Source organism: Ascidiimonas meishanensis, assembly GCF_037782385.1.
GTDB lineage: Bacteria > Bacteroidota > Bacteroidia > Flavobacteriales > Flavobacteriaceae > Ascidiimonas > Ascidiimonas meishanensis.
Genome location: NZ_JBBEXD010000012.1, coordinates 75167 through 91209 on the forward strand (window position 1 = coordinate 75167; position 16043 = coordinate 91209).

Genomic DNA, 16043 nt, shown 5'->3' on the forward strand with positions numbered 1-16043 from the left:
ATTTGTATTATTAAAGATAAAACAATCTTTAATTTTACAAAACAAAAAATCAAAAACTTTGAGCCGTAAAAATTCCATTATTTCTGTTGCCAGAAAGGTTATAGAAACGGAAGCAGATGCTATTAAAAATCTATCTTCTTTACTTGATGATGAATTTGCCGATGCCGTTAAACTTATCTACGATTCTAAAGGAAGAGTTGTTATTACAGGAATTGGAAAAAGCGCTATCATTGCTACGAAAATAGTTGCCACTATGAACTCTACAGGAACGCCTGCAATTTTTATGCATGCAGCAGATGCTATTCATGGAGATTTGGGTACCATTCAGTCTAGTGATGTTGTTATTTGTATTTCAAAAAGTGGGAATACCCCAGAAATTAAAGTATTGGTTCCCTTAATAAAAAACGGAGGTAATCACTTGTTGGCTATTACGTCTAACAAAGATTCCTTTTTGGGGCAACAGGCAGATTATGTACTAAATGCTTATGTTGAAAAGGAAGCCTGCCCTAACAATCTAGCTCCTACAACCAGTACTACAGCACAATTAGTTATAGGAGATGCACTTGCTATTTGCCTGCTTGAATTAAAAGGATTTAGCAGTAAAGATTTTGCCAAATACCATCCCGGAGGGGCCTTAGGCAAGAAACTCTATTTAAGGGTTCATGACATTTCTTCTGCAAATATGAAGCCTCAAGTATCTGCAAATTCAAATGTTAAACAGGTAATTGTAGAAATGTCTGAGAAAATGTTAGGCGTTGTTGCCGTGACTGAAAATGATGAAATAATAGGTATTGTTACTGATGGAGACATTAGACGAATGCTAAATAAATATGATGACATTAGTGTACTTACGGCTAATGATATTATGTCTACCAACCCAAAACGTATTAAAGCAGATGCCATGGCAGTGGATGCATTGGACGTGATGGAAGCTAATGGTATTTCTCAATTATTGGTAGAAGAAAAAAACAAGTACTCGGGGGTAATACATATTCATAATCTTATAAAAGAAGGAATTATCTAATGGCAGAAAAAAATCCTGAAGAAATGTCTTTTCTGGACCATCTTGAAGATTTAAGATGGCACCTTATCAGAGCTACCATAGCTGTAGTTATTATTGGCATTGGCGCCTTTTTAGCAAAGGACTTTATCTTTAATGTTATTTTGTTTGGTCCTAAAAACCCAGATTTCATCACTTATCAAGTATTCTGCGATATTTCTAAAGCTATTGGCTTAGAAGAAGCTTTTTGCAGTAAAGAGCTTAATTTCCGAATTCAAAGTCGTACTATGGCAGGTCAATTTTCTGCGCATATCTGGACTGCTATTTGGGCAGGCTTCATCATATCTTTTCCTTACATTCTCTACGAAGCATGGCGATTTATAAGTCCTGGTTTATATGAAAATGAGCGTAAGAACGCCCGTGGTTTTATTTTTATCGCATCTATGTTGTTTTTTAGTGGGGTCTTATTTGGTTATTATTTGATAGCACCATTATCCATAAACTTCCTTACCAACTATCAAGTGAGTAAGGAGGTCTTTAATGATATTGATTTAAGTTCTTACATTTCTACTATAAGGGCTTCCGTAATTGCTTGTGGACTTGTTTTTGAATTACCCATTATTATTTATTTCCTTACCAAAATAGGATTGGTAACCCCAGAGTTTCTAAGGAAATACAGAAAATTTGCTTTGGTGCTGGTGCTAATTCTTTCTGCTATAATTACACCACCCGATATTGCCAGCCAGATAGTAGTTGCTATTCCTATTTTAGTACTTTATGAAATAAGTATTTATATTTCTAAAGTGGTGATCAGAAATCAGGAACGAAAAATGAAAAAACATGTCAAAAAATATAGTTGAAGAATTTAATGAATACCGTGAACGTATGAATACACGTATTCTTGAAGATAATAATAAAATTGTTAAACGCATTTTTAATCTGGATACCAATGCATATGCTGCGGGAGCTCTTGACGTAAAAACGAAAGAATTGTTAGGTTTGGTAGCCTCTACCGTATTGCGCTGTGATGATTGTGTTAAATATCATTTAGAGACTTGTTATAATGAAGGCTTAAAGAAAGAAGAAGTAATTGAAGCCTTGTCTATTGCAACATTGGTAGGCGGCACCATTGTAATTCCGCATCTAAGACGTGCTTATGAATTCTGGGATGCGCTTGAAAATTCTCAGGCATAAACAAGTACACAAGGTGTTAAAGTAACTCAAAAACCTTCCAGTGATCGCATCGTTTTAACTATTTTAGCAACAATTTAATCCATTTATGAAGCTCAGGGCAGATAATATCATGAAATCCTATAAAGGCCGTAAGGTTGTAAAAGGCATTTCTTTAGAAGTAAATCGTGGAGAAATCGTGGGATTGTTAGGGCCTAATGGTGCTGGAAAGACCACGTCTTTTTATATGATTGTAGGACTGATTAAACCTAATGGAGGACAAATATTTCTAGACGATATGGAAATTACTAAATTTCCCATGTATCGCAGAGCACAAAATGGAATTGGCTATCTCGCTCAAGAAGCTTCTGTTTTTCGTAAATTGAGTATTGAAGATAATATCTTAAGTGTGTTACAACTTACCAAGCTTTCCAAAAAAGAACAACTGTTAAAAATGGAAGGCCTCATTGAAGAGTTTGGTTTGGGACATATTAGAAAGAACCGCGGTGACCTTTTGTCTGGTGGCGAACGTCGTAGAACCGAAATCGCCAGAGCCTTAGCAACCGATCCTAAATTTATTTTACTAGACGAACCCTTTGCTGGGGTTGACCCTGTAGCGGTAGAAGATATTCAACGTATTGTTGCCCAATTAAAAAATAAAAATATAGGCATTTTAATTACAGACCATAATGTACAGGAAACGCTTGCCATTACAGAACGTTCTTACCTAATGTTTGAAGGGAGCATTCTAAAAGCTGGAGAGCCTGAAGAATTGGCGGCAGATGAAATGGTTAGAAAAGTATATTTGGGTCAAAATTTTGAACTTAGAAAAAAGAAATTAGATTTTTAAAAGCAAATCTTCCTAGAATACTCTCATACCAATGATTACGTATCGTAAGGCAAACGTAGAAGACGCAACTAGTATTGCTGCATTGCATGCATTGAGTTGGCAGGACGCCTATAGTGCTATTTTGTCTGAAAAATTTCTTACCCAAGAAGTAGAAAACAATCGTTTATTGGTTTGGCAGGAAAGGTTTAAAGATTCTATAGATTATCGTGTATTACTTGCAGAAAAAGACAAGAAACTTATAGGGTTTGTTTGCCTTATTCCAAATCATGATGAAAAATGGGGCGCTTTGCTAGATAATATTCATGTGCATCCAAAATTAAAAGGAACTGGGGTAGGGAAAAAACTATTTCTGGATACTCTCAAAACTGCGCAATCGCTCTCTACCACCACAGCCATGTACCTTTGGGTTTTTGATCAAAATATTGCAGCTATTAAATTTTATGAAAACCTGGGAGGTAAACACATGGAAACTATTGAAGAGTATGTTCCTGGCGGAGGAAAAGCTCGCATAAGAAGATATGCCTGGCGTTCTTGAGTTATTTCTTTAGCATTTTCATTAACTGCGTTTTAGAACCTTTGTAAATATTCAAATCCACCTTTTCATCTATGCCATTGATAAAGGCTTCTTCTGTAAATTGCCAAAAGTCCCAGTCTCTGTCTATGGTCTCCACATAAAAATTATAATTTGCAATCCAACAACTATACTCTTCAAAATCTTCGTAGAGGTAGTCATTATAAAAACTATTGCTCGTATAGATAATGGGTTTTATTCCATAATGAGCCTCTACTCTACCTAGCCATCTTTTTAATCCTTTTTTCAAACTATCCATACTTTGAATATTAGGCATGGATTCTATATCCAATACAGGAGGCAAATCTCCCTTTTCTAGTTTAACTGCTTTAATGAAATTATCTGCTTGCAAAATAGAATTCTCATTAGGCCGATAATAATGATATGCCCCTCTTATGAAATCTTGTTTTTTACTTTGTCTCCAATTACGTCTAAACTTTCTATCGGTTACATTTCTACCCGCAGTAGCGCGAATAAACACAAAATCTAGCTGAAAACTATCTTGTACATTTTGAAGGTTCTTCCAGTCAATAACTCCCTGATATTGAGAAACATCAAAACCAATTACTCTGTCTTTATGGGCGTTCAATACATCAAAAATTCGCATCTCATTGGTAATGGAAGGCTTACGATCATTAGCAGTAGCTTTTGTAATAAAATAATAGATTGGATATCTATAATGCCAACTTACAAACATAACACCCGCTAACAGTAAAGGCAATAAGATGTATTTACCCGCTGAAAAGTTTTTTTTAACCTTTTTCCTTTTTATTCTTGGCTTTGAGGCTCTTGAAGTATTCTTTATTCTATTTTTTAGGATAGACCTTCCTGACTCTGGCATGCTTCTAGACCTTAAAAACGCGATTTACCAGTACAGATAGTAAAATATATAGAATAATGATTAAAGGAATCGCCGCAAACTGAAGCACCACTAATAAAACAATACTTAATAGAAGAAATGTGTAACGCACTGCATTATCCTTGAATGAACTATTCTTAAACTTTAATGCGAACAATTTAATGGGGGCATTCATTACAAATACTCCAAAGGCAATTACTGCTAATAAAAACCATTTATTGACAATTAAACTGTTCATCAAATCATTGCCTTGATAAGAAATAATCAATGGTAACGATAAAACAAAAAGGGTAAATGCAGGAGTAGGCAATCCTATAAATGAATCTACCTGATTCTCATCAATATTGAATTTAGCCAATCTGTATGCCGCTCCCAAAGTAACCAGAAAACCAGCATACGGCAAATAAGAAGAACTTGCAAAATCATATTCAAAAAAGTGCCATTCTGGCTCAGCCAGATGCAATAGTTTAAACAATACAACCCCGGGAACTACACCGCTAGTTACCATATCGGCTAATGAATCTAGTTGCAATCCTAATTCACTCTGAGCATTTAGTATTCGAGCTGCAAAACCATCAAAAAAATCAAAAAATATACCTAGAAAAACAAATAAAGCAGCCATTTCAAGATTGTCTTCTGTTGCAAAAACAATCGCAATACAACCACAAAAAAGATTGAGTAAAGTAAGTAGATTGGGAATAAATTTTTTCATGAATTATCTTTTATTTGGCTTCTGCAGCAATGCAATTTAACTAAAAAGTACAGAATGGGTTTCTCTAAGTTAGAAAAAGTTAATATTTTGATAGAAGTAAGGTTCGTACTGCGGTAATCTATTTTGTTTTGTATTATTGCACCAACAAAAAATGCATCCTTGCTCCTATGAATAAAAATTTAGTGCTTGCTTTTATTTCAGGTTTGCTTCTTGCCTCAGCATGGCCCACTTACGGATTTGCCATTTTTATTTTTATCGCATTTGTACCCCTGCTGCTCGTTGAGAAAAATATAAGAAATGCATCCTTTAAGAAAAAAGGATGGAAATTATTGGCTTGTGCTTATCTCACATTTTTAGTATGGAACGGTCTTTCTACCTGGTGGCTCTGGAACTCAACCATATTTGGAATGTTATTTGCCGTTTTGGTGAATTCATTGTTTATGTCTCTGGTTTTTCTAAGCTACCATTTTGTAGCGAAAAAATTTCCTAAAAAAATACATTTCATCTATCTCCCAGCTGTCTGGATGGCATTTGAACAATTACATCTGGAGTGGGCTTTTTCATGGCCATGGCTTAATCTAGGAAATGTTTTTTCTGAATATTATACATGGATTCAATGGTATGAATATACTGGTATTTTTGGTGGAAGCTTATGGGTATGGATGGTAAATATTGCTCTTTTTGTGTTAATAGAGCAGTTTCTGGCCACTAAAAATTCCAAGAAACTAGCTTTTGGAATAGCTCGTACTTTACTCATCATTGCATTTCCAATCATACTTTCATTATGGCTCTATCAAAAAGAAGAAGCTGAAAACAAAACTGCTAGGGTTGTTGTTTTACAACCAAATATAGATCCTTATACCGAAAAATACGGACGTACAAATTACGAATCATTAACAGATTTATTAGCTATTGCTGGCAAACATGAATTATCTAAAACCGATTTTTTAATAGCTCCGGAAACTTCTCTTAGCAAACTAACTTCTGTAGATTATTTAAAGGTTACCAAAGAAAGGGTTGTTATAAACGCATTGACCAATCAATACACAAATCTCAACTTTCTTACGGGAGCAGATCTTTTTAAACTTTATGAACAAAAAGAAAAACCCTCTCCTTATGCAAATAAAACGAGTAGAGGTGACTGGGTAGAGTTATACAATGCCGCACTATTCTTTAATAAAAGCACCCAAGAAATCCCCTATTATATTAAATCAAAATTGGTAGTAGGAGTAGAAACGTTTCCATTTAAAAATATTTTAGACCCTCTATTGGGGAATGTAATGATTGATTTAGGAGGTACCGTCTCTGTAAGGGGTGTACAGGAAGATCGCAATGTATTTTCATCTGCTAATGGAGAGTTCAAAGTTGGTCCTATTATTTGTTATGAATCTGTTTATGGCGAATTTGTCACTGGATACGTAAAAAAGGGGGCTAACTTTTTGGCTATCATTACAAATGATGGTTGGTGGGGCAATACCCAAGGTCACAAACAACACTTAAGCTATGCCCGTCTTCGTGCTATAGAAACCAGAAAGAGTATTGCCAGAAGTGCCAATACCGGTATCTCGGCCTTTATTAGTCCTAAGGGTGACATTATAAAGGAATTAGGTTACGAGAAAAGAGGAAGTATTTCACATGACATCTCTCTTAATGATAGTATTACTTTTTATGTTAAGCACGGCGATTATATTGCTCGCTTAGGTGTTTTACTAGCAGGCTTTATACTGCTCTTTGCGCTTGCCCGAAAAAAGAAATAGTTATTAGCGTCCGCGGTAGAACAATACCGTACTTAAGGTTTTTACAATAATTCTTATATCCAGAAAAAAGCTACGGTGCTTTATGTAATACAAATCGTATTGCAGCTTTTTTAAACTATCTTCTTTAGAAGCACCATAAGCAATACAAACCTGTGCCCAGCCAGTAATACCCGGTTTTACAATATGCCTGGTTTCATAAAAAGGAAAAGAAGTAGAAAGTTCTGCAACAAACTCTGGCCGTTCTGGTCTGGGGCCAATAAGACTCATGTCTCCTTTTAAAACATTGTAAAATTGAGGAATTTCATCCAAACGTGATTTTCGTAAAAATTTTCCAAAAGGAGTAACTCTTGTGTCATTCTCAGCTGCCCACTTAACCCCATCTGCTTCTGCATTTACAACCATGGATCTAAACTTGTAAATATCAAATGGCACACCATTTCTTCCGGTTCGTTTTTGAGTATAAAACAATCCACCTCTACTCCCTATACGATTGCCTAGCGCAATAAATGGAATACAAATTCCACAAAACAGCATTCCTAAACTTCCAGCAAAAATGTCTACTACCCTGTTTAAAAATAAATACAATCTATTCTTATTCGTTCTGCTAAATGGAAAATACCTATAAAACTCGTTTCCAACATATTGAACAGGCACTCTATTGGTCAATTCTTCATATACCTGTGCATACTCTCTTATAGGAATCCCATTTTCCAAAAGAGCTATTAAATCTTGAAATAACTCCTTGTTAAAAGTGCCTTTTCCATTATGAGCTATAATAACTTCTGAAACTTTGTTCTTAGCTACTATTTCCTTCAAACTTCCTTTGTCAATTTGTTTCATTTCAGGAAAATCATCAGGAAAATCAGATTCGGGATTTAAGTTATAATACCCTAATACTGTTGAGGTATGGCTTGTATTGACTATAACATCATGAATAAGTTTTATTTGTGGAAGATTCCCCACAAGAACATACCTTTTATTAAAAACAGGAGAGGTAATAAAAAAAATGTATGCCCATCGCCAAAGTAAAACAGAAGCTGTTATAGCAAATAAAAAGTACACAATTTGCAAGCGATTCTCTGGCAGTACCGGAGTAAAAAAAGGTGTTAATAAATATAATAGAGTGGTAATAGAACTTACAATAAGAATATCTGGGAAAATAGTTTCAAACTTACTAGATTTTTGAAGATCGTAGAGCTCAAACACATTGGCAAGCAAGATGAAATAAATAATTAGTACAAAAATCCACTCCCAATTATTCGCCGTAATTCTAAAGTATTCAAAATTAAAAATAGTACCTACCAGATACAAGCCTAAAAGCATACTAAGTACATCAAATATTCTTAGTAATACTTTTCGTTCTGAAACTTCAAAATGAATACCTGAATTAGCCGACATGCCTCAAATATAAGAGATAAAACTTTTTGTTTTTGATGTATTAGAAGATTTTTGTTCTAATCTATTAATAGTGAACGTAATATCACTTCCAAAATATTTAACGATCTCCTTTTCAAGCAACTGTTTTTCTTCTGATAAAATTTCTTCCAAAATATAGAATTGTAAAACTCCCTTATCTCTTTGTTCCACCAAGTACGTAAGCTTCAGTTGATGATTTATGGAAAGGTTTTTAAAAATATAATAAAAATAAAGACTAGGATACATATTCACTTTGCCATAAACATTGGCCCCTATTCTTCCAGTGACCTCATTGAGAATACGGTGTTCCCTTCCACATTTGCAAAGCTCATCTTTAGCTGCCAGTTCTATATAATCACCTAATTTATAACGAATTACAGGGAAAGACTTCATTTGTAGATTGGTAACAACAATTTCATTGTTTATTTCTTCTACAATCACTCCTTCCATGTTGATATGCATTTTACCTTCAGGGCATTCAAAGGCAATAATTCCAGATTCTGTAGCCCCATATTCACTAATAATTGGACAGCCAAAAGCCTGCATAACCTCATCTTGATAACTATCCAGTATTTTTTCAGAGGTGCCTTTTACCATTTTAAGCCTGTTGGGTTTAGGTAATTGTTTTTGGTTAAGGAGCTTTGCAGATTCAAAAATCATGGAAGAATAGCCATGAAGATATCTTGCTTTTTTAAGTTTTTTAACAAAGATTTCAAAATCCTCGTCGTCGTATTTAAAAATGCGAAATCTATTTTGAAGTCTGTCTAAGATTTGCATCTTTAAACGGTTCAAAAAAGAAAAATTAAATCCCCAAAAATAGCCATTGCGTTCCCATGGTTTTACATGATACCAAGAATAGCCCCTACACATAGAAGCTCTGTTAAAAGAATCTGCAGATTCATCTCTGTAAAATGCTAATGAATTACCCGAAGAGCCTGAAGTAGCGGCTAAAAACTTCTTTTTAAAGGGGAAATTGGTATGGATTCTTGTATTTTGAGCTAGGAGTATTTCCTTCGTTAAAATGGGAAGTTTTTCTAAATCTTGTAGTGATTCCAATTCTTTAGGATGGAAGGAAACTGCGTCCATTTGTTCTTTATAAAATACAGAATGATGATATGCAAAAGTGACAAGTTCTTTTAACTTGTTTAATTGATATTCTTCAAGCTCCTTTTGGCTCCATTGTTCAGAATTCAACAAAAACTGAGTCCACTGAGTCATGGATGGATTTCTAAGTCGCTGCCCGATATTGAAAATCCATTTATGCATCATTCTCCAGTACTTTTAACCATTTGTTTTTAACAATTTCCCAATCAAAAGAAGCCGCTTTTAAACGTGCATTCTCTGTGATTCTTTCTACCGCTTCTGGAGATTCTAAGAGCTCTTTAATTGCCTGAGCCATTGCTACTGAGTCTTCTGGCTCCACTAAGAAAGCGTCTTCTTTATCCGATAATAAAAAAGGAATTCCTCCTACATTGGTAGATACCACAGGAAGACCTAAAGCCATGGCTTCAATTACACTTACAGGCATATTATCTACATTGGTTGTGTTGATAAATACATCATATTCTGTAGCTAGTTGCGCCCATTCCCTTTTGGAGAGTTTTCCAGTAAAATTTACGTTGAGTTGATTTTGTTTTGCATAAGCTTCGGTAGCTGCTTTTGATCCATCTTTTTCCGGACCTACCATACACAAAGCAGGCTTCTCTTTCAATTTTATTAATGCTAAAGTGACATCTACCGCCATTTTTGGATTGTATATTTGGGAAAAAGAACGCACCCATAGTAATTTGGGAGTTAGTTGTTTTCTATGCTTAAAAGGGTAATTTTCAATGTTAATAGTATTAGGTATATAATGCACTTCTGGATATCCATATTCTTCAAATACCGATTTCAAGAAGTGGGAAGGAGCCACCAATTCTTTGGCATTTTTAAAAATAATTTCTGAAAGAAACTTAGAATGCTGTAACCGACTCTCTAAATTCCCTCCATGTAAAATACATACATACGGTAATTGCAAAATGCTACACATCATGGCAACGCCAAGTGCATAGTAGAAATTAAGTGTACTATACGTATCTATAAGCACAAGATCTACCTGATTGCGATACTTTATACATGCCCATAACATATCTAAAAACCGTAAAAAAATATTGGATTTGGAGGAAGCATATGAAATAGTATATCCCTCCCCTTCCAGCAATTTCCCTAAAGTTTCAATAGTAGTAGGGGTTTGGTTGCTAGTTTTTAACTTATTTCCTATGTATAACAGTCTTTTCAGATGTAATAGTTAAAAGGGTTAAGCCATAGACAAATGCAGGTGCTGCAATTCTCATGGCACTATGATTAATGGTGAGAAACCAAAAAAGAAAAAAAGAAAACACAAATACATTTCTATGAAAGCTTAAAAATCTCAGAATGGGTGTGAAAAATATAATCAGTAAAGCAAAAACTCCTGCTATGCCATGTTCTGAAAGGATACGTGTGACTTCATTATGAGAGGCAGATTCTATTCCGGTGGTATCAAATCTAAAATATTTATTATTACCAACCCCAATTCCTGTAAAAGGATTCTGGTAAAATGCGGCTAATTCGGTTTCTAAAATATCGAATCTTCCAGATGAAAAATCTTCTTCCTCTTGCCCTAATGTATTCTTTCCAGTATATCGGTTTTCTATAAGTCCGCCAGAGACACTCACGGTGTAGGTCCAAACACCCGTAATGGCAATGAGTCCAAAAAAACCAATAACCAACACATTGGAGCGCATTCTCGCAGTAGAATAAAGAAATAGAAAAAAAGTAAATACAGCTATCATAATAAGTGCTGTTAAAAACCCTCCTCTAGAAAAAGTAAGCAACCCTCTAAATGATATAATTATAAATAAAGTAGCATTAGCGAGCTTCCAGAATAAACTGGGTGAAAAAAGAAAGAAACGAATTGCACAGATAAACATTCCCAATCCTAATACCGTACTTACTTGATTAGGCCCGTAGCCTCCAGATGTGTATGCATTAGATTCTGTATTGGTTATAACATCTTGTAAATCTGGCGTGTATAAAAAGAGATACACGGTTATAGAAATAATAGGCAACAGAAGGTATAACATCAATTTATTAAAGAACGCATAATCTATTTTACGGTTGTAACAATACAAAGCGGCCAAGCCTAAGCATACCGGTCCTGCGAGATTAAACGCAATGGCTTTTCTTATAATGATATCCGTATTAATATCCATCATGGTCACAAAAATACCAGGTATTAGCAATACGAGGTACAACAAGTATATGGTACTACTTCTCGCAATTTGTTTATTGATAATACCTATTAGAAAAAATATAACCACCAAGTATTTACAAAACTCATAGAGCAAAAGCCCCTTACTCATTCTAAAAAGCACCTCTGCTCCAGTGATATAGGCACTGTAGAGCAATACCTGATTCTTTGCATCGCTGTTCTTTACAATTTGAAAAATAGCAAAACCGCCTATGCCTACACTTAGAACCGTGGATAAAAAAGGAGCTATAAAGATGGCCACTCCCAAACCTAGATGAATTAGGATGAGTAAAAACTCTTTATTATCTGCCTTTATTTCTTTTACAAGTGTATTCATTACCCAGCTATGGAGTCTGCTAATAATTCATATTTAATTCGGTCTATATAATTTGCATAGGTAAACTTCGCTGCCAGTCTGTAATTGGCAAAAATCATTTGTTGCAGCAAGGCTGTTTCTGCTTTCAAGATACGCTTAAAAATATGTTTGAGTTCTTCTGCGGTATTGGGCGCTATTAAAAAACCGTTTTCACCGTCTTTCACATATTGTCCAATACTTGAAACATTAGAGGTAATTGGAATACAGCCAAAATTCATTGCTTCCCCAATTACTTTGGGAAAACCTTCAGATTTTGAAGGCAACAGCAAAAAATCACATTTTTTATACTGCTCAAAGACTTCCTTCTGAGGTAAAGAGCCATAAAAAGTAACGGGTAAATTTTCTTTTTTTACAGCCTGCCTATAGGTTTCTTCTTGCGCTCCGTTACCTATAAAATGAATCTTAAAGGTTGCTCTTTCCTCTTCTGATAATTCTGCGAACGCCTGCAATATCTTATCTACTCCTTTCGCATCTTCTAATCGCCCTACAAAGCACAGATTAAAAGGCTTTTTGCTTGCTTTCTTTGTAAGACTTTTTTCCCCTTCGCATCTATTTTCTATAGATAAACTTGGATTTTCAAAAGGGATGCAATGAGAAGGTGCATCTGCCCATTTACCATTAACGGTTACATACCTACTTTGTTTTTTAAGCATCCACCGCTGTAAAGCATATCCTTTAGGAGCAGATTCCTGTTTCCAGTTACCCGCATATTTGAACCATCCCCTTTTTCTGGTAAAAAACGATAGATAAGGTATCATATAAACACCCATACCAGTAGGAGCTCTAAACTGAAAACAATCTACCTTCGCAAGGTATTTATTTACTTTTAATAGGTTTTCTGGAGCCTGAAAAACAATACTCAATTTATCTTTTAATTGCTTTCCTCCAGAGGGTTTTATGGGGACAAACGTAACCTTATCACTTTGGTATGGAAGTGTATTTCCTGGGGCAGGTGTATTGTACAAGACGCCTATATGATAAATCTCGTCAAATAAATCTAATAGGTGATTGAGTTCTGTTACGGTAGATGCCAGCCCTACAATATTTCCAGAGATATCTTTATAGTGTTCTGTATGTGAGATAACCAACAATTTCAATTTTGAAGGTGTTTTAGATACTCATGAATAACGTTTTCCCACTGGTGTTTATTTCCCCATCTAATAGCTTCCTCCTGATAAGATTCTTGTGCTATGGTAATTTTCTGTATCGCTTCTATAAATGCCTCTGTGTTGTTATATACAATTAAATGACCCGATTTACCTTCCAGGATCGCATCTTCAATTCCACAATTTTTAGCACCTATGGCAGGAATCCCCAGATAATTTGCCTCTAATAAAGCAATCCCAAAGCCTTCAATATCTCCAGAATCTGTTTCACTGCTTAACATCACAAAAATAGTACTTTCTAGTAAGCATCCTTTTAAGTCTGCATCTGAGAGCGCACCGTGAAATGTAAGCTTTTCTTCTACACCCAAGGCTATTGCTTCTTTTAAAAATTCATCCTTACAACTGGGAATTCCTACAGAATGGTAATGAATCTCTGGAAAAGCGGTTGCCAAATCTGATAATTGTCTAATCACATTTAACTGTCCTTTTCTGTGGGTTACATTGCCTACCGTAATGAGTTTGGGGTTTCCAACCAGCTCTTTTTTATTTGCCTTAACCTGATTAAATTTCTGTGCATCTATACCATTGGGAATTACGACACTTTTTAATTGATTGGTTTCTGTTAGCAAACTTTTGGTGTGGTGAGAAACTGCAATTATTTTAGGAAAGCGTGCCAATGCGGCATCTATAGATTTTCTTAAAAGAGTCTGTTTAAAATTCACTTCTGTACCGTGTACCACCGCAATTATTTTTACCGAATAGAACAATTTGATAAAAGCACCTAGCCAAATAGGAAACTTGCCCGATACAATAATGGTTTTATGATTTCTTGCCAGTTTGAATGCCTTCCTAATTCTTGAAAAATACATTAAAACACGTGGTCTTGTAATGGGTATTCTATACACCTCAAATACACAAGCCTCATCAAAGACCTTTTCTTCCTCGCCAGCTTCTGAACGATTATCTACCAAGACAGATACCTTGCAATTTTGTAATTGCAGTTGCTTTGCCAAGTTGTAGGCATGATTACCTATGCCCCCCGGCTGGGGTGGAAACTCGGAGCTTAAAATCAATATCTCTTTGGCTTCTTTCATTCTGGTAGGTTTGGAATCAATGCGCCTTGTTTTAGCTTCTTTGAAGCTTTTACCCAAGACCGTTGCGCCTGTATACATAAAATTGGCGCCATTATAAATGCAGATAATACTGCCAAGGGAAACCATTTTTTATTTTTCTTCAACCGATAGGGCACCATAGAGGTTGGAAGGGTTTGCACCAAAGCTAGTCTTGCCTTCCTAGTTCCATAAAACATCCTATAGTAATACAATACACTAGGCACAGGGCGCGGAGCCCACCAATTTACGGGTCTAAATGCATCCCAACTTCCCATTTGCCTCAAGCCACCACTTGGCACTTTGAGATGTAAACGTTCTCCATAGGGGTTAGAAATATTTAAAAAGCCCTCTAAATACGCACGCAAACCAAAAGCACCATCTCCCATACGCTGTTTTTCAAACTGACGATCAAAGAGTCCGGTTACTTCAAACACTTTTCTACTGATTAAAACATTGCCTGTATCTAACTGATCTGAAATGCGGAAATAGCTATAATTTTCAGGCACGGCATCGCCTATCTTAGAGATGGACACCCCAGAAGAGATGCTTGCCTTAAAAAAGTCTACGCATTTTAAATGATTGGTAATCCAATCTTTTTCAACCCGGCTGTCATCATCAAACAATAGCAACCAATCTGCATCAGATTTTTGAATGGCTGTATTGCGTGCCAGCCAAAGGGCTTTTTCTTCTTGATGAATTACTTGAATCTTTAATTGGAAATCATTGTAAAAATCTTTTTGAAAAGGTACCGACTGATCTACTACTAGCACCTCAAAATTTTTATACGCTTGCTTTTCAAGATCTTCTAATACATCTTTTAGATATTCATAACGGTTAAGTGTTGGAATAATAACACTTACCTTAGGTTGTTCTGCTACTAATTCCGACTTAAAAAGCTTCCAGTTCTTATAGGGTATAGGGTTGGCAAAAACGTTCTCATAAGCCACTTTTCTAGTTGCCCAAAAAGCATTGAGTTCTCTTATTGGGTTTTTAAGTGTGATTAATCGTATTGCCAAAATATACAAAGCCCATACTTTTTTAAAATAGGTACGAATAAAACGGTACTCATCTTTTATGGAATGCTTTACTCCAAAGTAAGGGAAACTTTCTCTGCCTATATACCCTTTTTGAAACGCTTGCCAGGAAAGGTCTGCTGCAATTGCCTCTTTCCCTTCAAAAGTATGTTGCTTGCAATGAAGCAATACCTCTTTGGGGAGTTGAGACGGATCTGGAAAGACTACACTGCCATTCTTCTGCCGAAGATTAAAATACCAGATAGGTTTTATATATTTTAAGAAACTAAAAATCAATTTTTTATAATTTTAGCGGGTACGCCTGCTAGGACAATCTTATGTTCTTCAAAAGATTTCACCACGCAAGCCCCTGCGCCTATGGTAATGTGATTCCCCAAAGTTAACGGTCCTACAATACTTGAGTTAGCCCCCATTTCAAGACAATCTCCTATTAAAAACGTTTGTTCCTTTTCTGAGGCACGAATCCCTATACAGTTTCCTCCGGTAAAAATTGGATAATCGCCAATAGTAAATAAACCGTTGACTACCACACCAAGAGACGGATGTAAAATACGAATCCCTTTACCGATGTTTGCTTGGTAATGTAACTCGCAGTTTGAATAGGATTGAATCAGGTTAAAAACAGGTAGTAAAGGTATTCTGATATATTTATAATAACTGCCAAAAACATGAAAAAGACTGCGTTCTAAACGGTAAAGAAAAATTCCTGCAAAGGCTCTGCTCAATAACACATTAAAAAAACGCAATTTATTACGTCCCATCATGCGGTTGAAATCAGTGCCTAATTTTGCAAACTCTGTCATGGTATC

At 35.5% G+C, this 16043-nt stretch carries 16 protein-coding genes; 6 read left to right on the forward strand and 10 right to left on the reverse strand.

What is annotated here, in order from left to right; translation table 11 throughout:
* Positions 1–58 precede the first annotated feature (58 nt).
* The 5 genes from WBG07_RS17415 (at position 59) to WBG07_RS17435 (ending at position 3555) form a co-directional block, all read left to right on the forward strand.
* A complete protein-coding gene (locus WBG07_RS17415) occupies positions 59–1024 on the forward strand; it encodes a KpsF/GutQ family sugar-phosphate isomerase (RefSeq protein ID WP_340203150.1) in 966 nt (321 codons plus the stop codon).
* Positions 1024–1860 carry a twin-arginine translocase subunit TatC gene (gene tatC, locus WBG07_RS17420; protein ID WP_340203151.1) on the forward strand — a complete coding sequence of 279 codons (837 nt, stop codon included), beginning with the start codon at positions 1024–1026 and terminating at the stop codon, positions 1858–1860. The genes WBG07_RS17415 and tatC overlap by 1 nt, the downstream gene beginning before the upstream one ends.
* Positions 1841–2194: a carboxymuconolactone decarboxylase family protein gene (locus WBG07_RS17425; RefSeq protein ID WP_340203152.1), complete on the forward strand. Its 354-nt coding sequence runs from the start codon at positions 1841–1843 to the stop codon at positions 2192–2194. The genes tatC and WBG07_RS17425 overlap by 20 nt, the downstream gene beginning before the upstream one ends.
* An 85-nt stretch (positions 2195–2279) precedes the next feature.
* Positions 2280–3020: an LPS export ABC transporter ATP-binding protein gene (gene lptB / locus WBG07_RS17430; protein ID WP_340203154.1), complete on the forward strand. Its 741-nt coding sequence runs from the start codon at positions 2280–2282 to the stop codon at positions 3018–3020.
* Positions 3021–3051: 31 nt separating this feature from the next.
* Complete coding sequence (locus WBG07_RS17435) at positions 3052–3555, forward strand: GNAT family N-acetyltransferase (RefSeq protein WP_340203156.1); 504 nt, start codon at positions 3052–3054, stop codon at positions 3553–3555.
* A 1-nt stretch (position 3556) separates the two neighbouring features.
* On the opposite strand, the gene WBG07_RS17440 is transcribed toward WBG07_RS17435, so the two are convergent.
* Both WBG07_RS17440 and WBG07_RS17445 read right to left on the reverse strand, forming a co-directional pair.
* On the reverse strand, positions 3557–4432 hold the full coding sequence (locus tag WBG07_RS17440) for a glycoside hydrolase family 25 protein (protein WP_340203159.1): 876 nt from the start codon (positions 4430–4432) through the stop codon (positions 3557–3559).
* A gap of 4 nt (positions 4433–4436) precedes the next feature.
* Positions 4437–5162, reverse strand: a complete 726-nt coding sequence (locus tag WBG07_RS17445) for a CDP-alcohol phosphatidyltransferase family protein (RefSeq protein ID WP_340203160.1) — start codon at positions 5160–5162, stop codon at positions 4437–4439.
* Positions 5163–5329: 167 nt separating this feature from the next.
* Between WBG07_RS17445 and lnt the strand changes: the two genes are divergently transcribed.
* Positions 5330–6919: an apolipoprotein N-acyltransferase gene (lnt, locus tag WBG07_RS17450; protein ID WP_340203161.1), complete on the forward strand. Its 1590-nt coding sequence runs from the start codon at positions 5330–5332 to the stop codon at positions 6917–6919.
* Between the two features lie 3 nt (positions 6920–6922).
* Here the strand turns inward: lnt and WBG07_RS17455 are convergent, their stop codons facing one another.
* Genes WBG07_RS17455 through WBG07_RS17490 form a run of 8 tightly spaced genes read right to left on the reverse strand, consistent with a single transcriptional unit; the run spans position 6923 to position 16037 of the window.
* Positions 6923–8317: a sugar transferase gene (locus WBG07_RS17455; protein WP_340203162.1), complete on the reverse strand. Its 1395-nt coding sequence runs from the start codon at positions 8315–8317 to the stop codon at positions 6923–6925.
* A gap of 3 nt (positions 8318–8320) precedes the next feature.
* Positions 8321–9604: a phenylacetate--CoA ligase family protein gene (locus tag WBG07_RS17460; protein WP_340203163.1), complete on the reverse strand. Its 1284-nt coding sequence runs from the start codon at positions 9602–9604 to the stop codon at positions 8321–8323.
* Positions 9594–10535 (reverse strand): glycosyltransferase family 4 protein, encoded by a 942-nt coding sequence (locus WBG07_RS17465; protein ID WP_340203164.1) that lies wholly within the window; start codon positions 10533–10535, stop codon positions 9594–9596. Before WBG07_RS17465 ends, WBG07_RS17460 begins: the two co-directional genes overlap by 11 nt.
* Before the next feature lie 49 nt (positions 10536–10584).
* Positions 10585–11943 (reverse strand): O-antigen ligase family protein, encoded by a 1359-nt coding sequence (locus WBG07_RS17470; RefSeq protein ID WP_340203166.1) that lies wholly within the window; start codon positions 11941–11943, stop codon positions 10585–10587.
* Entirely contained in the window at positions 11943–13079 is a 1137-nt protein-coding gene (locus WBG07_RS17475) for a glycosyltransferase (protein WP_340203167.1), read from the reverse strand. Before WBG07_RS17475 ends, WBG07_RS17470 begins: the two co-directional genes overlap by 1 nt.
* Positions 13076–14182, reverse strand: a complete 1107-nt coding sequence (locus tag WBG07_RS17480; protein ID WP_340203169.1) for a glycosyltransferase family 4 protein — start codon at positions 14180–14182, stop codon at positions 13076–13078. The genes WBG07_RS17475 and WBG07_RS17480 overlap by 4 nt, the downstream gene beginning before the upstream one ends.
* Complete coding sequence (locus WBG07_RS17485) at positions 14179–15510, reverse strand: glycosyltransferase family 2 protein (protein WP_340203171.1); 1332 nt, start codon at positions 15508–15510, stop codon at positions 14179–14181. Before WBG07_RS17485 ends, WBG07_RS17480 begins: the two co-directional genes overlap by 4 nt.
* Positions 15507–16037, reverse strand: a complete 531-nt coding sequence (locus WBG07_RS17490; RefSeq protein ID WP_340203173.1) for a serine acetyltransferase — start codon at positions 16035–16037, stop codon at positions 15507–15509. The genes WBG07_RS17485 and WBG07_RS17490 overlap by 4 nt, the downstream gene beginning before the upstream one ends.
* Between the last annotated feature and the right edge of the window lie 6 nt (positions 16038–16043).

What these genes read in the sequence shown, in the direction of transcription:
- WBG07_RS17480 (WP_340203169.1), bottom strand. Translation starts at nt 14,182, where the DNA reads ATGAAAGAAGCCAAAGAGATATTGATTTTAAGCTCCGAGTTTCCACCC.
- WBG07_RS17435 (WP_340203156.1), top strand. Translation starts at nt 3,052, where the DNA reads ATGATTACGTATCGTAAGGCAAACGTAGAAGACGCAACTAGTATTGCT.
- WBG07_RS17455 (WP_340203162.1), bottom strand. Translation starts at nt 8,317, where the DNA reads ATGTCGGCTAATTCAGGTATTCATTTTGAAGTTTCAGAACGAAAAGTA.
- WBG07_RS17490 (WP_340203173.1), bottom strand. Translation starts at nt 16,037, where the DNA reads ATGACAGAGTTTGCAAAATTAGGCACTGATTTCAACCGCATGATGGGA.
- WBG07_RS17440 (WP_340203159.1), bottom strand. Translation starts at nt 4,432, where the DNA reads ATGCCAGAGTCAGGAAGGTCTATCCTAAAAAATAGAATAAAGAATACT.
- WBG07_RS17445 (WP_340203160.1), bottom strand. Translation starts at nt 5,162, where the DNA reads ATGAAAAAATTTATTCCCAATCTACTTACTTTACTCAATCTTTTTTGT.
- tatC (WP_340203151.1), top strand. Translation starts at nt 1,024, where the DNA reads ATGGCAGAAAAAAATCCTGAAGAAATGTCTTTTCTGGACCATCTTGAA.
- WBG07_RS17425 (WP_340203152.1), top strand. Translation starts at nt 1,841, where the DNA reads ATGTCAAAAAATATAGTTGAAGAATTTAATGAATACCGTGAACGTATG.
- lptB (WP_340203154.1), top strand. Translation starts at nt 2,280, where the DNA reads ATGAAGCTCAGGGCAGATAATATCATGAAATCCTATAAAGGCCGTAAG.
- WBG07_RS17470 (WP_340203166.1), bottom strand. Translation starts at nt 11,943, where the DNA reads ATGAATACACTTGTAAAAGAAATAAAGGCAGATAATAAAGAGTTTTTA.
- WBG07_RS17460 (WP_340203163.1), bottom strand. Translation starts at nt 9,604, where the DNA reads ATGATGCATAAATGGATTTTCAATATCGGGCAGCGACTTAGAAATCCA.
- lnt (WP_340203161.1), top strand. Translation starts at nt 5,330, where the DNA reads ATGAATAAAAATTTAGTGCTTGCTTTTATTTCAGGTTTGCTTCTTGCC.